General features: G+C 48.4%; 1 protein-coding gene and 2 rRNA genes. All 3 read right to left on the bottom strand.

The features are described 5' to 3' along the window. Positions 1–58: 58 nt before the first annotated feature. Positions 59–170: ribosomal RNA gene (rrf, locus tag WBG78_RS30600) — 5S ribosomal RNA — on the bottom strand. A 242-nt stretch (positions 171–412) separates the two neighbouring features. Continuing rightward, on the bottom strand, positions 413–592 hold the full coding sequence (locus WBG78_RS30595; RefSeq protein WP_337330350.1) for a hypothetical protein: 180 nt from the start codon (positions 590–592) through the stop codon (positions 413–415). Between the two features lie 13 nt (positions 593–605). Then, positions 606–3504: ribosomal RNA gene (locus WBG78_RS30590) — 23S ribosomal RNA — on the bottom strand. Between the last annotated feature and the right edge of the window lie 214 nt (positions 3505–3718).

The following is a 3718-nucleotide window of genomic DNA, read 5'->3' as shown; positions in this document are numbered from 1 at the left end:
CAATCCACCCAGTATAAAACAAAAAAGCCTCGCTTTAGGCGAGGCTTTTAGAATAAAAGATAGGCAACGACTTACTCTCCCAGGTATTATCCCAGTACCATCAGCGCTGGTGGGCTTAACTGCTCTGTTCGGAATGGGAAGAGGTGATCCCCACCGCTATTGTCACCTTAAGATCTTAAATGTCAGTATTGAGTCCTTAGTCTTTAGTCCTTAGTATTGGTCTGGAGTACTTGTGGTCATTCGATCGGGCTAGAGTACTTGCCTACTTAGGACCCACTCAGGACTCAGGACTAACTACTAATTACTCATCATGAAGACATGAACGATGAAAGAATAATAAAGCAGGGTTGACCTGATAAGTGTTGAGTGTTGAAGAGATTATCGAAGTGAATTACGAGCACATAAGTTCGTTTTATTCTTCCTTATTTGAGCTGATGACGATATGTACATCATATGGAAGATCGATGGAAATTGTTTTTACCACTGTCTTGTTTTTGGCGCCGTGGCGCCATTGAAAGACCTGTTGGGAGAGGGGCAGATACTGGATGGTGCCTGCCTTACTCTCCTTTCGTTTGTTTACGTTTTCACGCATTGTGTTTTTCTATCGCTAGAAGCGTTCGGGTAATTAGTACTGCTCAGCTTTGACATTTCTGCCTTTACACCTGCAGCCTATCAACGTCATAGTCTCTGACGTCCCTTAATGGAAGTCTCATCTTGAGGCGAGTTTCGCGCTTAGATGCTTTCAGCGCTTATCTCTTCCCAACGTAGCTACCCGGCTATGCAGCTGACGCCACAACCGGTATACCAGCGGTTGGTCCAACCCGGTCCTCTCGTACTAAGGTCAGGACCTCTCAAACTTCCTACGCCCATCACAGATAGGGACCGAACTGTCTCACGACGTTCTGAACCCAGCTCGCGTGCCACTTTAATAGGCGAACAGCCTAACCCTTGGGACCTTCTCCAGCCCCAGGATGTGACGAGCCGACATCGAGGTGCCAAACCTCCCCGTCGATATGAGCTCTTGGGGGAGATCAGCCTGTTATCCCCGGCGTACCTTTTATCCTTTGAGCGATGGCCCTTCCATACAGAACCACCGGATCACTATATCCGTCTTTCGACCCTGATCGACTTGTCAGTCTCACAGTCAAGCATGTTTATGCTATTGCACTCCACGTACGGTTACCAAGCGTACTGAACATACCTTTGAAAGCCTCCGATACACTTTCGGAGGCGACCACCCCAGTCAAACTACCCACCACGCACTGTTTCCTGTGGTCTACAGGATTAGACATCAGATAAATAAAGGGCGGTATTTCACCGTTGACTCCCCTACGGCTAGCGCCGCAGGATCAATGCCTCCCGCCTATCCTACACATCATCTACCCAATGTCAATGCGAAGCTATAGTAAAGGTGCACGGGGTCTTTCCGTCCCGTGACGGGTACACGGCATCTTCACCGTGACTACAATTTCACCGAGCTCATGGCTGAGACAGTGCCCAGATCGTTACACCATTCGTGCAGGTCGGAACTTACCCGACAAGGAATTTCGCTACCTTAGGACCGTTATAGTTACGGCCGCCGTTTACTGGGGCTTCAGTTCAAAGCGTCGCCTTGCGGCTAACTTCCCCCCTTAACCTTCCAGCACCGGGCAGGTGTCAGGCCTTATACTTCATCTTTCGATTTCGCAAAGCCATGTGTTTTTGTTAAACAGTCGCCTGGGCCATTTCTCTGCGACCTGCTGTATTGCTACAGCGAGGCACCCCTTTTCCCGAAGTTACAGGGTTAATTTGCCTAGTTCCTTAGCCATGGATCACTCGAGCACCTCAGGATTCTCTCCTTGACTACCTGTGTCGGTTTCCGGTACGGGTAGCGCATCAATAAGTTTAGAAGATTTTCTCGGAAGTCTGTTTACGCTTTCTATCCATTTGGCCGAAGCCTCCTGGTACTATTGGGTTTCAGCAAAACCGGCGGATTTACCTACCAGTCCTATACCTACGCCTTTTAACGCCCACATTCGTCAGGGCGCGAAGCTGTCACTACTCCTTCTCTCCATCACTCAATACGCTAGTATGGGAATATTAACCCATCATCCATCAAGTTCGCCTTTCGGCTACCCCTTAGGTCCCGACTTACCCGCGGTTGATTAGCATTGCCGCGGAACCCTTAGTCTATCGGTGGGCAGGTTTCTCGCCTGCCTTATCGTTACTTATGCCTACATTTGCTTTTCTAACCGCTCCACCGTCCATTACCAGACGACTTCGCCGCTGTTAGAATGCTCCCCTACCACTTAGCATTGCTGCTAAATCCTGAGCTTCGGTACTAGATTTTATGCCCGATTATTATCGATGCTCTGTCGCTCGACCAGTGAGCTGTTACGCACTCTTTAAATGAATTGCTGCTTCCAAGCAAACATCCTGGCTGTCTAAGCAACTGAACCGCCTTAGTTCAACTTAATCTAGATTTTGGGACCTTAGCTGCAGGTCTGGGTTCTTTCCCTCTCGGACACGGACCTTAGCACCCATGCCCTCATTGCAGAGTATATTTAATACCATTCGGAGTTCATCAGGATTTGGTAGGATGTGACTCCCCCTAGTCCTATTGGTAGCTCTACCTGTATTAAACTTGAACCTCCACACTGTTCCTAAAAACATTTCGGGGAGTACGAGCTATTTCTCAGTTTGATTAGCCTTTCACCCCTACCCTCAGTTCATCCAAAAACTTTTCAACGTTTACTAGTTCGGACCTCCATCCCGTGTTACCGGAACTTCATCCTGACCAAGGGTAGATCACAAAGTTTCGCGTCTACTCCCACTGACTGTGCGCCCTATTCAGACTCGCTTTCGCTCCGGCTGCGACACTTTAATGTCTTAACCTCGCCAGTGACAGTAACTCGTAGGCTCATTATGCAAAAGGCACGCCGTCACTGGATTACCCAGCTCCGACCGCTTGTAAGCGTATGGTTTCAGGTTCTATTTCACCCTCCTATTCGGAGTACTTTTCACCTTTCCTTCACAGTACTGGTTCACTATCGGTCTCTCAGGAGTATTTAGCCTTACCAGATGGTGCTGGCAAATTCAAACGGGGCGTCTCCGACCCCGCCCTACTCAGGATACCACCTCTCCTTGATCAGTTACTCTTACGGGGCTATCACCCTCTATGGCAGACCTTCCCAGATCTTTCAAATTATGATCAACTCAATTATGTGGTCCTACAACCCCTGCATAGCCGTAACTATACAGGTTTGGGCTTCTGCGCGTTCGCTCGCCACTACTTGCGCAATCACTAGATTGTTTTCTCCTCCTCCAGGTACTTAGATGTTTCAGTTCCCTGGGTTTGCTTCTGTCTTGCGACAGATACCATGTCTTCAACATGGTGGGTTGCCCCATTCGGACATCTACGGATCAATAGCTATTTGCGCTTCCCCGTAGCTTTTCGCAGCTTATCACGTCCTTCTTCGCCTCTGAGAGCCTAGGCATTCCCCATACGCCCTTGCTTACTTCTTTTTAAACGACTCCTCCGTTCATGCTGACTGTCTTGATACTATCGCACCCAGTCTTTACTATCACTCTTGATACTATCGCTGATGTAATATTTCCCGAACGAAAGATTCACCTTACGTGCTCGTTTTCAACCACTCCATCTTTTTCCTCCTCTTACAGATTCTTGGGGACGAAGTGGCTTCACTCGATTATTTCTCTTTTGTTACTCTTTTCTTTT

Source organism: Chryseolinea sp. T2 (genome assembly GCF_037203685.1).
Classification (GTDB): domain Bacteria; phylum Bacteroidota; class Bacteroidia; order Cytophagales; family Cyclobacteriaceae; genus Chryseolinea.
The sequence above is the reverse complement of the archived record's forward strand: the minus strand, read 5'-3'. Positions and strand labels throughout refer to the sequence as shown.

What these genes read in the sequence shown, in the direction of transcription:
- WBG78_RS30595 (WP_337330350.1), bottom strand. Translation starts at nt 592, where the DNA reads ATGCGTGAAAACGTAAACAAACGAAAGGAGAGTAAGGCAGGCACCATC.